Here is a 17278-nt window from a genome sequence, read left to right on the forward strand (position 1 = left end):
TCTATGCTTACAATCAGTCTCAATAATTTCTTCTGTAAGTTTATTGATTTAAATATATAATATGATGATGTAGAGTATTTTAATACTATTCTACATCAGAAGACTACCTATTTGCGGTACATTATCATAATTTTAGATATTTATATATTGAATTTTAGTAAAAAAGAACAAGTTCTCTGATAGGTAAGTTGGTCTTTTTTTCTGTTGTTACTTTTGTAATTTATTTTTGTCTAAACTGTATAAATTTTATTTTTATAGATTGTCAACTATTTTAGTCTATTAGTTTTTTTGTTATTATTTTTTAGGATTATTTATAATTTTTGATAAATTGAATTAACTAGTTGAAGTTAAAGTCTAAAATAATAGTATTTATTTCTTTTTAGAAAATTAAAATTATTTTAAGTCAATTAAAATAGTCCAAAACAAACAATATAAGTACTTAAGCTTTAAAAAAAGTATTAATGAAATTATGTTAACATAAACTTAGATCTACGTATATAGGATAAATTTTATATATCATAGATACAATCTATTCTCAATTGAGAATAATATTTACTTTTACAAATATAAATATTTATTGAAAATAATTTAATTATTAATGCAATTAATGTTGCTAGCTCCTTCTATTTTAGTGGCTGTATTTAATGATTGTAAAAATATAAATTGCTCTCAGAACTAGTAAGTTAATTAATATGTTTTAGGTTCATAAAGCTATTTTTATTTATCTGATTTTTACAACAAAAATTGTGTTGTAGTAATAATATACTACATGTTTTTTATTGACTTGAATAAAGTATGTCATGATAAAAAGAGAATAGTAACTACAAAAGTTGATAAACGCTAATGGTTATTTCTACTGCTCCCCAAATTTTAGCTCTGGATTTTGATGGTGTTATTTGTAATGGGTTATTGGAATATTTCCAGACTGCTAAATCTACCTATATCCAGGTTTGGACTGAGCACGCTTCAGATTTTCTTGATAATTTTGCTGATAGTTTTTATCGATTGCGTCCTGTAATTAAAACTGGATGGGAAATGCCTATTCTATTAAGAGCATTAGTTCTAGGTTTAGAGGAAGATAAGATACAATATGATTGGTCTAATCTTTGTAAAAGAATTCTTGAACTAGATAACTTAAATAAACAAAACATTATAATTAAACTTGATGAGGTGAGAGATGATTATATTTATTCTGATTTAGAAGGCTGGTTAAAATTGCATCGATTCTATCCTGGAGTAATAAAAACAATTAGTAAAATAATTAAATCTTCTACTCTCTTGTATATTATCACCACAAAGGAAGGACGGTTTGTTCAACAGTTATTAGAAAAACAAGGAGTAGAATTACCTAAAAACAGTATTTTGGGGAAAGAAATAAAACAACCTAAATATGAAACTTTAAGACAATTGATTCAATATCATAACCAAATTCCCAATCAATTGTGGTTTGTAGAGGATCTACTGAAAACATTATATCAAGTTCAACAACAACCTGATTTAAAAGAAGTCAAGCTGTTTTTAGCTAACTGGGGATTTAATACACCTGAAAATCATAATTTAGCCCAAAATAGCTATGGTATTAATTTACTCTCTTTAGGACAATTCAACGACAACTATTCATCTTGGCTAAGTTAATTTAAATTATTTAACCACTTGTTGTATCTTTTTGTAACTTTATAAAAATAAAAATGTCACAAAAACGACCACAGACAACAGTTATTTTGTCCATGACAGCTGATGGCAAGATTGCAGATTTCCGACGTAGTCCTTCACGATTTGGCTCTCAAATGGATAAAGCTCATTTAGAGGAGCAAATCTCTCTAATGGATGGAGTTCTCTTCGGGGCAAAAACATTAAGAGCGTATGGAACAACTTTATCAATTACAAACCCTCTCTTATTAGAGACCAGAAAACAAAAAGATAAACCGCTACAACCTGTACAGATTGTAGTTTCTGGTTCTGGAAATATAGATCCTAATATGCGCTTTTTTTCTCAATTAATTCCTCGTTGGCTAATAACGACAATAGATGGAGCTAATACTTGGAATACAAAATGTCATCAGGGATTTGAAAAATTAGTTATTTCTAATGTGAATCAGGGAAGACAAATAAATTGGCATAATATATTTGAACAATTATATGAACTAAAATTAAGTAAGCTAGCTATTTTAGGGGGAGGGGATCTAATTGCTTCCCTTTTAGAAGCCAATTTAATTGATAATTTATGGCTCACTATTTGTCCCTTTCTGCTTGGTGGGACGACATCCCCTACACCAGTTGAGGGAATAGGTTTTCTATCTCATCAAGCTAAACCCTTACAATTATTAACAGTTAAGTACATTAAACAAGAGATTTTTCTCCATTATCGGCTACATCCTTAAAAGATATTTATTGCTATATACAAGATAACTCTCCTCTTATTTACAATATTATTCATGGTTAAAGAAACTACATCCCCATACTCTATCGTTTGGAGCAAACAAATCGCTGAAATTCCTAAACATGTCTGGGATGAACTTGCCAAAACTTTAAAAACACCATTTTTAGAATGGGAATGGCTTAATAATATTGAAGTATCCCGAAGTGTCATTGCCGGTACTGGATGGCAACCTAATCATCTTACAATATGGAAAGATGAACAACTTATTGGCGCGGCACCTCTCTACATTAAAAGTCATAGTTATGGAGAGTTCGTCTTTGATCACAAATGGGCAGATTTGTCCTATCGATTAGGTATTTCTTATTATCCTAAATTATTAGGAATGACTCCTTTTACCCCAGTAGTGGGATATCGTTTTTTAATTACACCTAAGGAAAACGAAGTAGAGATCACCCAATTAATGATAACTGCGATTGACCATTTTTGTAATCGCAATCGACTATCAGGATGTCATTTCTTGTTTGTTGATCCTGACTGGCAGCACTTGATGGAAAATAATGGGTTTAGTTCGTGGCTTCATCATAATTATATTTGGTCTAATAAAGAATTCAATAGTTTTGACGATTATCTAGCCGTTTTTAACGCTAATCAGCGCCGTAACATTAAGCGGGAACGAAAGGCAATTACTAAAGCAGGTTTAAATGTTAGAGTCTTTGTAGGAAAAAATATCCCCCATGATCTTTTTCCTTTAATTTATAAATTTTATAGTAGTACTTGTGGAAAATTTTCTTGGGGAAGTCAGTATTTAACTAGTAAGTTTTTTGAACAACTCTATCCACATTATTCGCATCGAATAGTTTTGATAGCTGCTTATACCAAAGATAATAATAAATCTCCTGTGGGAATGTCTTTTTGTATTAGAAAGGGAGAAAAATTATATGGGCGTTATTGGGGTTGTTTAGAGGAATATAACTATCTTCATTTTGAAGCTTGTTATTACAAACCTATTCAATGGGCAATTCAACAGGGAATCTCTACATTTGATCCCGGGGCAGGAGGGTTACATAAACAACGCAGAGGTTTTATAGCGACTCCTAACAATAGTTTACACCGTTTTTACAATCAAAAAATGAATGGGATTTTTAGACACTATATTGGGGAGGTAAACGAGATAGAAAAGGAAGAAATTTGTAGTACTAACCTAAACTTACCCTTCAGTAAACACTAAATTGAGAGTCTTATCAGATTGCTAGTGCTTCAATCTGTACTTTTGGTTGAGGTAAACCTCATAAGTTTACAATCTGTGTACCACTATTACTTTATGGTAAAAGTTAACTTTTATTTGTATCTTTTTCTTTTGTTAGATATCTTTTTCATGGATTTTAATTGATAAAGTAAAGAAGTTTTTAAATAAAAAAAGTCAGAGATTTTTGATACGTAGTCTTTAGATCCAATCATACAAAAAATCGCTATGATTAGAAAGAGTAAGATGTATCTAACATTAGATGCTTAAATAAGCATCTAATGTTAGATCGAAATATATAGATTCACAGTATATACTTTTATGATTAAATCATTTGTTACTATTCTTGAGGAAATACAGTTAACCAATGAAAACGAATTATCGAAATTGAAAATCTCTAATAGGAGATTACCTAATTACTGGCTCGGCTAATGGATATTAATGCTAGTGCAGTAACCAGTTGAAGTGAACATTGGTCTTGGTGCAACTGGATAACATCACGAGTAAGAAGAGAAGGGAATCAGATTCTTTGAAAACTTGAACGAATTAATTTAAAGTAGAGACAGATAGACCTTACTCCACATTTAGAACTTAAAAGTAATTTGATTATTATCTATCCTTCCATTATATTTGATAATATCCCTATATAAAAAGTGAAATAACTACATTTTTATATTAACTATTGAACTAAGATTTGAGAAACTATTACTGTCAATTATTTATTTATAACTTCTTATATATTTATTATAATACGAATTAGTTATCTTTGTTGAAGATAGTTAATAAATTAATACTTAAAGCATTTATTAACTAATATAGAATCTTTATAATTGCGGTAGCTATTTTTTTACATGGGAAATATTTTATATAAATTTTTACTAAAAAATGCTCGCTAATTTTACTGTATAGCTATCCAATATATTTCGAAATACTATAAAAGTAAATACTTATAAATTACTAGATATAAAATAACTAGAAGTAATTACAGTAGTCTCTACTGTAATTACCGATTTTTTATTTGAAATAATTATATGTAGTCTTATTGATTATCATTAAAAACTATGTATTTTTTTTAATTAAAGTTTCGTTAATAAGAAACGATAATTAGCTAGTAATGGTTTTAAACAGTTGGCTTTAACTTCTTAATTGATTGTTAATAATCTATATTATAAATTACAAATATTTACATCTTCTGGAGAAAGGATAAATAATTTTACTTTTGGTAAAGAGAAATATAAATGTCATAAAAAAATCTGTATAAGATAGAGAGTTAATTTTAATTTTGATTAAACTAACGCTTAAAATTATAAACTTGTATCTAATCACTTCAGAACTTTTAGAACAGCGATTCCTGTTATGTTAGACTATCTTAAGATTCGCCCTAATAAGGATCGTAAGAATTAGAGAAAAAGAGTAATGGTATAATTCATCATCTAAGATTGTTTTAATTAATGAAAGCTGCTATTTAATCGTACTATTTCCTTTTTTGGATTGCTGGGAGGAGAACCGAGAATAGCAAGTAAAAACCATGTAGTCAGGGAAAAAGAAAAAATTGCAGAATCAGCCAGAAACAAGCATAACCTACATTAAACTAGAAAATATTTTTGTTATTAAAATTACCGAAAGAGATGGATATAGAAATTCATAATTGAGTATATATAATGATGAAATTTAAAAATTAAAATGATTTAAGCAAGTACAATAATAGTATTCTAGGTAAATTTAGTTAGTTTTGTTATGAGTGAAACAGTTTTTGCCAAAATTATTCGTAAAGAAATTCCTGTGGATATTGTTTATGAAGATGATGTGTCCTTAGCATTTAAAGATATTAATCCTCAAGCACCTGTTCATATTCTAGTTATTCCTAAAAAGTCAATTACTAAATTAGAGATAGTAACTGAAGAGGATATAACTTTATTAGGGCATTTGTTACTAATAGTTAAAAAAATAGCCCAAGAAGTAGGATTAGATAATGGCTATCGGGTTGTTATTAATAATGGTAATGATGGGGGACAAACAGTAAACCATCTACACTTGCATATTTTAGGAAAACGTAAGATGACTTGGCCACCAGGTTAATGCTAACTTTATTAATTAATAAAGTTAGCATTATTCGTTAAATTGCTCATTAGCCGTAAATAATAACAATTGTATTTTCTAATTGCTGTCATTTGTATTGGTTATTATCAAAAAGTAATTTCCTAAAATCACAATGTAGTTGATTATATTACTAATAGTCTTCAGGGAGCATAAATACAAGCAAACCCTAATAATTTTACAATTAGACTCAAGATTTTAGCCTAACTTTTCGGGATAATTAGAAATTGAATAATAAAGGTAAATTCATTAAAAAATAAAAAGAGGTATTTACATGTTAATGTAAAAAATATTAATAATAATTTTGAAGTTAAACCTCCCACAATCTAACTAATGAGATTGTCTAAGATTTTTTCAAAGTTAGTATAAATAACACAATGTCTATATTTTAAGCCAAATATGTCAGAAAAACAAATGATTTTACTAAAGTTGAATGCTAAATTTGTCAACAATTTATTTGAGATATGATTTAATTTAAAAGGTTGATTTTTAATAAAATCCACGTGCACTCATCGCTTCATAAAAAACTACTGATAAATGTAGAGTAGGAGTTAGTCTATTTCACTTTTAAGGTTACTTATTCTGAACTAGCTATAACCATAGTTTAAAATAAAAATAGCAATCATGTAAAAAAATATAAATGGGGTAATGACAATATAACTCTATAAAAACAATTTTTTCAAGCTTAAAATTATTAGCTTGTGGTCAAGAAAACCCTATAAAGATTGTGGCTACAATGGTATCATATGAATGATAATCAAGATAAATAATGGTAAATTTCAAATACTGAGTTTGTTTGAGATGAGTTTTGCTGTTAGTATAATTAATTATGAATTTAACTGGTAATTAGTTAATTAATTTAAAAGTTATCGAAACTAGTATCAAACTCAGGACAATAACTCGCTATTATAGAGACTGGAAAGCTTGTATAGTTTATAGCTTTTAGGAGTCACCATCACTGATGACACAAGTTACTCAAACTCAGTTTAAAGGAATTCAACTTACAGAAAATGCCCTGAAGCATGTTCTGATGTTACGCGAACAACAAGGGACAGATCTCTGTCTGCGTGTCGGTGTCCGTCAAGGAGGATGTTCCGGAATGTCTTATACAATGGACTTTGAAGACGAATGTAAAATTACTGAGCACGATCAGGTGTTTGATTACGAAGGATTTAAAATTGTTTGCGATTGCAAAAGCATTCTCTACTTATACGGACTTATTTTAGACTACAGTGATGCTATGATCGGTGGTGGTTTTCAATTTACTAACCCCAATGCTAGTCAGACCTGTGGTTGCGGCACCTCGTTTGCAGTTTAAAAACATCGCTTTTTAGAAGTTGTATTGTACTTTTGACAAGGAAAGGATCGGGATAGGCTAATTGACTAAAATGTCTGTCTCGGTTGTTTCCTGATATGTATAAATTTATCTGCCATAAATTTTTATGACTGACTCTCTTGAAACTGTTTTCGAACAGGGATTAAAACGTTATAAACAAGGGGAATCTCCCGAAACACTAATCCCTCATTTTAAGGATATTTGTGATCGCGCGCCAAAAAATAGCACTGCTTGGACCTGTTTAGCCTGGCTTTACCTTCTTATCGATAAACCTGAAAGTGCCCTCAAAGCTGCTAATAAAAGTATTAAAATCAATGATAGGCCTCCCCAAGCAAGGATAAACTTAGCTCTCGCCATGCTAGATATTGGAGCTAAGGGAGTTCGTGACCATATTGAAGCAGCTGAACGAATGATGTCTCTTGATGACGGAATTCGTCAAGATATTAAAGAAAATATTGAAGATGGCTTAGCCCGTAAACCAGACTGGAAGAATCTCCAGCGAGTTAAACAATGGTTATTCCCTATATAATGACAATGGCGTGGATTTCTAAAAGAATTTTGCATTACCCCAAAAAATGACGATTTTTATAGTCCCCTCGATATACAAATTACTACTGCTCTCAAACAACTTTCTGGGCTCGACATAGTAGTACATAATTTGCTATGATCAATAATTTTTTACGTAAGTAACATCGCTTGAAGTATTTGCGTAAGTGACAGGTAACTTCCCAAGGTCCACATTCTATAGAAGCTTCTCCTCTCTTGGTTTTTGAGCAATCTCAACTTCTCTTATCCCAAAGAACTATCTGTTATATGTAAAAAACAGATTTTCATTATAATCAATACTTTTTTGATGGAAATTTTGATTACTAAATAAATTTAAGAGATGATGACCAATAAATTAGAATGCTTCAAATGCGACCATGAGGTTTATTTGGTATGGTCCCATATTATGGGTGTTGGCGACAAGATTTTGACTTATTTAGGGAGTGCCTATTGCTTGATTATTCACAAAGTAAAATTCTAAATAGTTCTGTTGGTATCGTTTTGTTAGTAAACAAAAACCGTAAAATAATAATGTCGATGTTAATCAAATGAGTTAGTATTTTTTTAACTATTTTTCCTCAACTAAGTTTGAATGAATTTATCCAACAGGGAGAAGACGAAGAAAATATTAATAATACCTTCTTAGGAAGAAGAACAAAAACAGTACAAACTGAGCAACTAATGAGATTGCCAAGAACTTGTATAATGATCGAGTTCTTGGCAATCTCATTAGTTGCTAAAAACTGGAAAAACAAAGTATAATCGAAAGCGCGTACCAAAGCTGAGGGCGGATGGCGAAATTGGTAGACGCACCACACTCAAAATGTGGCGGCTTCGGTCATGGGGGTTCGAGTCCCCCTCTGCCCACTCAAGAGTTAAGGGGTTGTAAGTTTTAACTTTTAGAGAGATAGCTACGAAATCAATTGAGAGAAAGAGCTAGAAAAGCACTAAAAATTTCCTTTCTCCATACTATGGTCTACTGAACTATACTTTTTGATTAAATTTCAGAAGGATTTACGGGAAAATAAAACTCCGTTCCCTGCTCAACAAGATGTTGATTGTTAGCTAAAATTTCTTTTTTGAAATTCCAGGCTAATACGTAGTAAATATCAGGAAGTTCTTTTAATTCCTTTTCTATAAGGATGGGAATGTGCATTCCAGGTGAGTAGAGTCCTCGTCGTAGCTCGTTCTTTTCGACCAAATAATCGAGATATTGGGTTCCAATTCCAAAATAATTCAACATAGTATTCCCTTTAACCGGTGCACCAAACCCCCAAATTTGCTTACCGTCTTTTTTCGCTTTTTCAAGATAGACTAAATTATCTACTTTCATTTGTTCGATACGCTCAGCGAAATCTAAATAGGTAGATAATTCATTACTTTTTTCATCTACTTCTGCTTTTCTCATTTTAAGAAGACGATCACTGGGTTTTTTAGTCCCTTTATGAGTAACAAATCCGATAATTGAACCTCCGTGAATAGGAGATAAATAGGCATCAAACATGGAGAGTCCATGACGGTTAAGTAATATTTCAATGGTTTTGAGATTATAGTAAAGTAAATGTTCGTGATAAATCTGATCAAAAGCTAGATTATCAACAATACGTTTCATATAAAGAAACTGTACTATAAATACTCCATCTTTATGTAATGCTTCTCTAATTCCTTCAGTAACTGAGTGGAGTTCCTCAAGATGAAAAAATACACCGGCTGCATTGATAACGTGAAACTTACGGTCAATATGTTTAACTACTGTTAAGTTAAAGAAATCATTGAGAGTAGGAATACCCACATCATTAGCAATTTTAGCTGTAGTTTTTGATGATTCCACTCCTAGAACATCATAACCAAGAGTTTGAAAATGTTTTAATTGTGTTCCATCATTAGAGCCAATATCTAAGACAGATTTGTTAGGGGTTTTTTTGAAAAAACGATCATCAATTTCATAAGCAACTTGTTTAAAATGTTCACTTAAAGACTTTGTTACGCCAGATAAATAAGTATGATTTCCAAACATGATTTCTTTTTTAACAGTATAATCAAGTTGAACAGTTCCACAGTCGTGGCAGTAAAGCACTCGTAAGGGGTAGAAAGGTTCTGTTCCGACTTCTTCAGATTTTAAAAAATGATTACACCAAGGTTGAGTTCCTAAGTCAATCGCTAATTCTAAATTACTAGAGTCACAGACACGACAGATAGTATTCAAGTTGATTTTCTCTCCTAAGTTAATTTAGTAAACTATGATAGTTCATCTTAAGAACTGATAATTAATTTAATCGATAACCAAATTTATTATTTTTGTAGATTTATTTTGTTCATTTTTACTGACTATCATCTATCTATACAAGAGAACTGTAAAGAGCTTCCTCCTAGCTAAATATTTTCATCTGTTTTCTAGTTTTGAATAATTGAGAAAAATATTGTTTCTAGTTAGGGGAGATAAGGGTATCAATAGGTCTTAAGCTAAGATTTTAACTTGATTGTCAGTCGCTAATAAATAGACTCCTAACATATATTGTTCGTTCCAATACTAGTTTTTAAACTTATCAGGATAACCATAAGGAGACATAATATCATAGATTTTAATAACAAGATCATACTTTAGCATAAGGACAACGTTTGTTGTAAATACAATAGCATTAAAGATCAATGATAAAAAAATATGTTTATTCCAATTTTAAAAAATACATAAATTCCATATTTATAATTATCTAGCTAACTGCAAATAATTATAAATATCCACTCAGAATAGTTTTCAAAATTCGTTTATTAAGTTTTTAAATTGTATTAATTAATAATAAAAACGAGTAGTGTTAGTGCTGATAAATTAATTTAAATATAAAGTAATTAATTATAGAAGTTGGGCTTTAATTGATAACATGACTCAACAATCTAATATCTACAAAACTGAATATAGTACAAAGTGTAGTTTTTAAGGTATTCTGATTCAGAATAATAATAGTTAAAACGGTGTATAATCTACTAGGGGTATAAATAATTTATAAATTATACTCTAATATGTTGATGTAATTTTGTCTAGAGAATTATAAAAATCACCAAAAAATTTTTTTAATACTTGAGGATCTTTACTGCTTATGTAAGGAACCTTAATTATGGCAGTTTTTTCACGATTAATATCTAAGTATTTTTCATATTCTTCTTCATTAACTTTTTTCATAGTTACTGTTTTTTCCGCAGATGATAAGACTATTTTATTATTTCGATCATAATGTTTAACTTGATATCCTTCAAGCTCAAGATAAAAAGTAGTAAATGTCCAAATCCATACTTCTTTAGCAAAATTATCAGATTTATCTGAATAAATTACAGTAACATTTTTGTCTATTTCTTGGATAATCTGTGCCATTTTACGAGACAGCTTAATAGGTATATGATGACTATTAAGCTGTGCTTTTCTTACTTCATTATATCCTTGTAAGTATCCTCCAGGTACTCTAGTTCCATCATGAGTATATATATAGTTTGGATTAGCTGTAATTTCTATAAAAGGAATTCTAGGAACCCATTGTATAGCGACACTTTGCAGAAAAAAACTTAGAATTATAAAACCAAAAACTAAAGATCTAAATTTATTTTGATCCAGCCTAAATTTTATTTTTAAAGTAATTACAGCACATAAAAAAGGCAAAAAAATAATTCCAGGCATCAAATATTTAGGACTAGTCAAAGTTGGTAAAGGAGACAATAATGGCAAAATGCATAAAATAAGTAAAATTAGTCTATAGTCTTTATTCTTTGCCTTTGTTAGTATAAAACAAATTGAGCTTATTATTAAAATAATCCAGATTACTAAATTAGTAATACTAAATAAGTTAACTAATGATTTTTGAATTGTCCAAGTATTAACTCCTTCATGATGACTAGTAGCAATATAAATAATTTTATCTAAGTTAAAAATATCAGTAACTAGGAAGACTAGCAATAAACTAAAACTAGTTAAAATATAAATAAAATAAACTTTTAATCTTTGTTCTAATTTCTGTCCTAGAGACTTGTCAAATAACATTAAATACCACAATAGTGGTAGAGAAAGTAAAAAATCAATTCTAAAAAATATTGAAAAAACTGAGGTTATACCAATTGTAAAATAGCGAAAATTATTCCATATCTTTTTTGTTTTAATAGGATTATCTGTCCAAAATAAAAGCAAAATAGTTATAGACATAGGAAACATGGCAAAAACAGTTGAATTATAATATAAACTACAAAATAAAATTTCTGGAAAAATAATTAAAAAGCAAAAACATAAAACTAAATTTAGATTTTTCTTGGCAAAAATATAGATAGCTATCAATAAAATAGAAATATTCGCTGCACCAATTATTTGAGGAATTAAAAAAAGATGTTTAGGATTATTTAGCCAAGAATTAAGCCAGAGATTGAATTGATAAGTTAAAGGTTGCCAATAATAACGATAAACTAAATCTTTACCCTTGTGAGAAAAATTTATAATCCCATCAAGCTGATCAATGTCATCTCCCTCCCATCCGACGCGATCACCAAAAAATAAAAAGAACAGCAAAATTGTAATATAAAAAATAATAATTCCTAAAAAAGGATAAATTTTTGAAAATAATTTTTTATCTATTATAAAAATTGTAGAAAAATAAGATACAAAAAATATTTTTTTTATATATTGAAAGCTCTGGACTACAAATAAGCTGATATAATACCAACTTCCAGTCAACAAAAGGAATCGTATTGTTCTTAAAAGAGAGGGGTGAATGTAATTCAGCTGTCCAATTATACTTAATATTAGACTTAAGGAAAGACAACTAAAACTAATAAGAAATAAATTATCTCTTCTTAGTTTTAAAAATAAATGAATGCCATGGAAAATAGAATGACCTTTATATATTAGAATAGTAAAAACTAATACTAGTATTCCAAGAATTAAACTTGCTATGGGAATTAGCATAATATATAGAAAAATTAATAAAAGTTGTCAGTAGCTAATGACCTAATTACCTAATTTAGTTAATTTTATTTGATTGTCAACAAAATTACCTATTTTTCGTCCTTCACGAATTGCATAATTAGTCCCCCTATCTTCGGGATAAATTTGGGACATTGTACAAATATAGAAATTATTCAATGGAGTTGTTGTCTCAGGAATTAGTTGACTATAGTTATTTAAAACAATTGGTTGTGAGTACCGTGCTTTCCATAAATGATAATCAACAATCCAGTCACGATTAAATTCAGGAAACATTTTTATTAAATAAGGAATTGAGTAATCCAAAGCTTCTTCCTTACTTCTTTGATAAAGATCTTCTGTTTCTAATAGATATTTAGACAAGTAGATAATATGTCGTCCACCATAAATTTTCTCAGATTCAAAGTTAGTATGTTCAATTACTCCTACAAAAGGAAAATTAGGGTCATTAACATTAAGCCAATAGGTTTTAGATAAACTTCGATTTAATTCTAAGACCAAACAAACATTGGCTAAGTATTTAATTTGTCGAAGTCGCTCGACATATTCAGCATTAACGTGAGGAGCCATCAGATCAGCAATAATAGGTAAAGCAGGAGTTGCAATTACTGCATCAGCATTAACACGTCCTTGTGAGGTTTCAATAGCTATTACGTGGTTATCTTCTACTATTAATTCTTTCACAATTACATTAGTTTTTATTTCACCACCACTGATATCAATTTTAGTCTTTAAACATTCAGCTAAAGCTGCAAATCCTCCACGATAATAAGCCAACATTTCCTCCCCATTTTTATTACGACTTCCTCCTCTCAACTTAACTTTATTCCAAAACCAAACAGCAGATATACTTTCGGCAAATATGCCAAATTTTCCTCTTAATAAAGGTTCCCAAACCACCTGATAAACTTGTCTTCCACAAACTTTTGATAACCATTCTTTAGCATAAATTGATTCTAATTTTTTCCAATTTTTAATACGGCGAACCCAGAGAACAAAAAGTCCTAAACGAATCCTGTTTAATAAGTGTAAAGGCTTAAAATTTAATAAATCAAAGGGTGAACTAAGTTTAAAAAAATTCTTGGAATAATAAACTCCTGTACGAGTTGGTCTATAGGTAACTTGATCTTCAACATTTAGTTCTTTAACTAATTCCATGATATATTTATCATTGGTAAACCAATGGTGGTAGAATTTCTCTAATTTTTCTCCGTTAACATTAAAACTACCTGCTAATCCGCCTACCTCTTCTTCTTTTTCTAAAATAGTTACCCTATATCCTTGACGAGTTAATTGGTAAGCGGCAGTTAATCCAGTAAATCCTCCACCAATAATAACAATGTGAGGAGCAATTTTATTACGATTTTTTGAAAAATGATGATGATCAATAGATGAGTTTTTTAACATAAAAAATTAAAATAATTATAAATTAGTTATTTTACTGTTTTTATATAGCGTCTTTTTCCTGTTAGCTAATACTGAAAACTAATGCATTCTACAGATGTAGCACCTGTTATATGAAACTTAAGCATTAAAACTATAAATAGTAGTATAAATTGTAAAAATCTTATAGCAAAATAATTATAGCTTTTACGATAAAATAATTACCTATTTTTCAGATTTTACTAAACTAAAGATAGTTAATATCCGTATTTTTTACGACTTAGTCATTTTTTATCAAAACCCAATCGTTCTCGAATTAAATATAAAGGACGTTGTTTATTTTCTCGATAAATACGTCCAGTATATTCACCAATCACTCCTAAAAAAACTAGTTGAATTCCTCCAATAAATAACACAGAAATAAAAAGTAATGTCCACCCTGGCACCCAAATTGAAGTAAACAAACGGAGAACTAAAGCATAGATAATACCAATTAAAGAGAATCCGAAGGTAAAAATACCAATCCAAATAGCCATTCTTAACGGAATTAATGAAAAAGAAAGAATACCATCGGCAGCAAAACGAAGCATTTTCCATAAAGAATACTTACTTACACCTGCAAGTCGAGGAGATCTTTGGTAGGGAATAGCAATTTGTCGAAAACCAACCCAACTAACCATTCCCCTCAAAAAGCGATCACGTTCAGGCATGATTTTCAAAGCTTCAACTACTTGACGGTCCATTAAGCGGAAATCTCCAGTATCAAGGGGAATTTGAACATCAGATAAGCAATTAATTAACCGGTAAAAAACTTTTGCAGTCCAACGTTTAAAAGCGGTTTCTCCTGTCCTCTCTGTTCGAACTCCATAGGCAACATGATACCCTTGACTCCATTGGTAGACCATTTCTTTAATTACTTCAGGAGGATCTTGTAAATCCGCATCGATTAAAACAATAGCATCTCCAGCTGCATAGTCTAAACCTGCAGTTACAGCCATTTGGTGCCCAAAATTGCGGGATAATAAAATAGCATGAACTCTTGGATCCGCTTGTTGTAATTGGCGTAGCAAATGGGGAGTTTGATCATAGCTACCATCATCAACGTAAATTAGTTCAAATTGAGGAGTGAGATTTTCTATAACATTTACTAAGCGATGATTAGTTTCGTTGATAACTTCTTCTTCGTTGTAGCAGGGAATAATTACTGAAATAAACAAATCTAGTTCCTCCTTGAGGTGATAAGGGGTTAAGTTTTAAATAAAAAGGTTCAACTCCAAACAACACTGATTTTCTACTTCTAATGTTTTCATCAATATTAAGAGCCTTTCAGTTGGCTAAATTCATTAAGTATTCCTCTAACAGTTTTTCGGGATGGAATTAGCTAACTAGTATGTCAGTCTACTGTCAATTGCTTTAATTGACTATCCGTTCAGTATTAATGTACAAAATAATTGAGACAATGGGCAACACAAACTAATATTTTATGATTATTTTTGAGTTTTTAGCTAATTCGTCATTCTTAACTTACTTATTACTTTTATGAATTTAAAAAAAATAAACTTATATGCTTTGCCAAATAGATTAATTTTTACGGTATTTATATTAGTATATTTTATATTAGGAATTTACTTAATTAATCAAACTTCTATTACTTCTGACGAGTCTGCTTATATTGGAGCCGCTTATTCTTATACTCAAGGACTGGGGTTGAACCAGGAACATCCTCTCTTTTTTAAGTTAGTTAATTCTCTAATTATTAACCTTTTTTTTTCTGATTATCAGATAGTAGTTCCTCCTGTAAATATTATCAGTGGCGAAGAAAATAGAGAGGTGCGTCTAGCCGCTTTTAATCTTGGTTATAGTTTTTTACTGGAACATCCAGAAAATTTCAAAAAAATAGTTTTTATCTTAAGATATTGTTATCTATTTATCAATAGTATATTTTTAATTTGGATATATTTTTTTACTTTTATATTTCCACAGATACCTTTTAAACTCTCTATATGTCTAGAAATATTGTATGTATTTTCTCCTAGTTTTTATAGCCATAATTTTTTAATATCTTTTGATGTTCCTGTTAGTATTTATGCTTTATTATCTATCTGGACAGTTATTATTATAATTCATAAATCAGAATTATTTAAAATGACTGAGCTAATAATTTGCTTCTTTATTCTGAATCTTGTTTTTTTTCTTGCAATTAATGCTAAATTTAGTAATCTTATTTTGACTCCTATAATTCTATCTGCCTATTTAATTAATCTAATTTATTTAGCAAGAAAAAATCTTAAAATTTTAGCAATTAAATTCGGTATTTTAGGCTTTGTTAGTTTGTTGATACAACCGATATTAATTGTTTTGATGTATGGCTATGCTTTTCGCAATTTACCAAATCAATCAATTATCGATAATCTGCTACGTTATATACAGGGAATACAAATGAACTTAAGTACAGTAGGAGGAATTCGTAAACCTTTTTGGGACAAAAATTTTGTATCTATAACTTCCTTTGAATATCTAAACAAAATATTTTGGTTCAAAGAAAATCCTGCTCTTTTTGTGCTTATTATATTTGTCATTATTATGATTGTTTATCAACTGATCATAAAGTATCGTCATATTCCACGTATTTATCAAAAATTAGTAAATACAAAAAAATATATCGTTCGTCTATCTTTTTTTGTATTATGTATCTCTTATCCGTTAACTTATTTTCTTTTAATCTATAAAAGTCGTTTTATTATTGGCTATCGATATTTTTATCCTTTGATTATTTTTATTTATTCTGGTATTGCCTATCTTACAATTTTTTTTAATAAAAAATGGCAACAGTATATTTTAATAGGTAGTTTTAGTTTGTATATATATTTTGGATTATTAGGAATTCCTCAATCTTTGAGTTATGTTAATCCTCTATGGACCCTAGAAAAATGGCGCTTAACAGATGATTCAACTATTAACTGGGGACAAGAAACTCAACATGCTGTTGAATATTTACTGAATAATCATCTTTTACCAGAAAAAAATGTTGATGCTATTGTTCATAAGACTTTTGGTGTTAACATCAACTTTGTCCAATATTTATATATATTAAGCCAGCAAAAAAAATATACAATTGACATTCAATCCTATCATAGTTATGATAATTTCAATCCAGAAACTACAAACATTACTGAATTAAACGCAAAGTATTTATTAATTGATAGTACTGTCAAACAACAAATTGTTTCCCAATCTTTTAATAATTATATAGCGACTAATAACCGGAATTTTTTAGATAATCACGTCCCTATTTACTCACGAAATGACATAATTTTTATTTACCAACTTAGATAG

The 17278-nt window shown here is 29.4% G+C and carries 11 protein-coding genes and 1 tRNA gene; 8 read left to right on the forward strand and 4 right to left on the reverse strand.

Annotation, left to right across the window (positions count from 1 at the left end):
* Positions 1–843 precede the first annotated feature (843 nt).
* The 7 genes from OXU93_RS05825 (at position 844) to OXU93_RS05855 (ending at position 8469) form a co-directional block, all read left to right on the forward strand.
* Positions 844–1635, forward strand: a complete 792-nt coding sequence (locus tag OXU93_RS05825; protein WP_267383204.1) for an HAD family hydrolase — start codon at positions 844–846, stop codon at positions 1633–1635.
* 53 nt (positions 1636–1688) lie between these two features.
* Positions 1689–2381 (forward strand): RibD family protein, encoded by a 693-nt coding sequence (locus OXU93_RS05830; RefSeq protein ID WP_267383206.1) that lies wholly within the window; start codon positions 1689–1691, stop codon positions 2379–2381.
* 54 nt (positions 2382–2435) lie between these two features.
* Positions 2436–3608, forward strand: a complete 1173-nt coding sequence (locus OXU93_RS05835) for a GNAT family N-acetyltransferase (protein ID WP_267383208.1) — start codon at positions 2436–2438, stop codon at positions 3606–3608.
* A 1752-nt stretch (positions 3609–5360) separates the two neighbouring features.
* Positions 5361–5702, forward strand: a complete 342-nt coding sequence (locus OXU93_RS05840; protein WP_267383209.1) for a histidine triad nucleotide-binding protein — start codon at positions 5361–5363, stop codon at positions 5700–5702.
* 979 nt (positions 5703–6681) lie between these two features.
* Positions 6682–7038 (forward strand): HesB/IscA family protein, encoded by a 357-nt coding sequence (locus OXU93_RS05845; protein ID WP_267383211.1) that lies wholly within the window; start codon positions 6682–6684, stop codon positions 7036–7038.
* Positions 7039–7162: 124 nt separating this feature from the next.
* On the forward strand, positions 7163–7585 hold the full coding sequence (locus tag OXU93_RS05850; RefSeq protein ID WP_267383213.1) for a tetratricopeptide repeat protein: 423 nt from the start codon (positions 7163–7165) through the stop codon (positions 7583–7585).
* 802 nt (positions 7586–8387) lie between these two features.
* Positions 8388–8469: transfer RNA gene (locus tag OXU93_RS05855), tRNA-Leu, on the forward strand.
* 130 nt (positions 8470–8599) lie between these two features.
* Here OXU93_RS05855 and OXU93_RS05860 read toward each other — a convergent pair.
* The 4 genes from OXU93_RS05860 to OXU93_RS05875 all read right to left on the reverse strand — a co-directional run bounded on the left by OXU93_RS05860 (position 8600) and on the right by OXU93_RS05875 (position 15159).
* Positions 8600–9808 carry a class I SAM-dependent methyltransferase gene (locus OXU93_RS05860; protein ID WP_267383215.1) on the reverse strand — a complete coding sequence of 403 codons (1209 nt, stop codon included), beginning with the start codon at positions 9806–9808 and terminating at the stop codon, positions 8600–8602.
* Between the two features lie 807 nt (positions 9809–10615).
* Entirely contained in the window at positions 10616–12310 is a 1695-nt protein-coding gene (locus OXU93_RS05865) for a hypothetical protein (RefSeq protein WP_267383217.1), read from the reverse strand.
* A 273-nt stretch (positions 12311–12583) separates the two neighbouring features.
* The gene (locus OXU93_RS05870; RefSeq protein ID WP_267383218.1) at positions 12584–13966 is read right to left on the reverse strand and encodes an NAD(P)/FAD-dependent oxidoreductase; all 1383 of its coding nucleotides are present in this window, start codon (positions 13964–13966) and stop codon (positions 12584–12586) included.
* A 260-nt stretch (positions 13967–14226) separates the two neighbouring features.
* Positions 14227–15159, reverse strand: a complete 933-nt coding sequence (locus tag OXU93_RS05875) for a glycosyltransferase family 2 protein (RefSeq protein WP_267383219.1) — start codon at positions 15157–15159, stop codon at positions 14227–14229.
* Between the two features lie 322 nt (positions 15160–15481).
* On the opposite strand from OXU93_RS05875, the gene OXU93_RS05880 reads away from it, so the two are divergent.
* Positions 15482–17278, forward strand: a complete 1797-nt coding sequence (locus OXU93_RS05880) for a hypothetical protein (protein ID WP_267383221.1) — start codon at positions 15482–15484, stop codon at positions 17276–17278.

It is taken from the genome of Cyanobacterium sp. uoEpiScrs1 (assembly GCF_947331815.1).
Lineage (GTDB): Bacteria > Cyanobacteriota > Cyanobacteriia > Cyanobacteriales > Microcystaceae > Rippkaea.

Bases quoted from the DNA above. Each gene is read 5' to 3' on its own strand.
- OXU93_RS05840 (WP_267383209.1), top strand. From the start codon at position 5,361: ATGAGTGAAACAGTTTTTGCCAAAATTATTCGTAAAGAAATTCCTGTG.
- OXU93_RS05835 (WP_267383208.1), top strand. From the start codon at position 2,436: ATGGTTAAAGAAACTACATCCCCATACTCTATCGTTTGGAGCAAACAA.
- OXU93_RS05825 (WP_267383204.1), top strand. From the start codon at position 844: ATGGTTATTTCTACTGCTCCCCAAATTTTAGCTCTGGATTTTGATGGT.
- OXU93_RS05870 (WP_267383218.1), bottom strand. From the start codon at position 13,966: ATGTTAAAAAACTCATCTATTGATCATCATCATTTTTCAAAAAATCGT.
- OXU93_RS05850 (WP_267383213.1), top strand. From the start codon at position 7,163: ATGACTGACTCTCTTGAAACTGTTTTCGAACAGGGATTAAAACGTTAT.
- OXU93_RS05830 (WP_267383206.1), top strand. From the start codon at position 1,689: ATGTCACAAAAACGACCACAGACAACAGTTATTTTGTCCATGACAGCT.
- OXU93_RS05880 (WP_267383221.1), top strand. From the start codon at position 15,482: ATGAATTTAAAAAAAATAAACTTATATGCTTTGCCAAATAGATTAATT.
- OXU93_RS05845 (WP_267383211.1), top strand. From the start codon at position 6,682: ATGACACAAGTTACTCAAACTCAGTTTAAAGGAATTCAACTTACAGAA.